The sequence below is a fragment of the Dorea sp. 210702-DFI.3.17 genome (assembly GCF_020560825.1).
Lineage (GTDB): Bacteria > Bacillota > Clostridia > Lachnospirales > Lachnospiraceae > Dorea > Dorea formicigenerans.
Genome location: NZ_JAJCNB010000127.1, coordinates 1 through 254, shown reverse-complemented (window position 1 = coordinate 254; position 254 = coordinate 1). Strand labels below are relative to the sequence as shown.

Below are 254 nucleotides of genomic sequence, written 5' to 3'. Positions count from 1 at the left end.
GCAGTTGAGGCAGGCGGAATTCGTGGTGTAGCGGTGAAATGCTTAGATATCACGAAGAACTCCGATTGCGAAGGCAGCCTGCTAAGCTGCAACTGACATTGAGGCTCGAAAGTGTGGGTATCAAACAGGATTAGATACCCTGGTAGTCCACACGGTAAACGATGAATACTCGCTGTTTGCGATATACGGCAAGCGGCCAAGCGAAAGCGTTAAGTATTCCACCTGGGGAGTACGCCGGCAACGGTGAAACTCAA

At 50.8% G+C, this 254-nt stretch carries 1 rRNA gene; it reads left to right on the top strand.

From position 1 onward, the window contains the following. Positions 1–254, top strand: a 16S ribosomal RNA gene (locus LI149_RS15215); the annotation flags it as partial.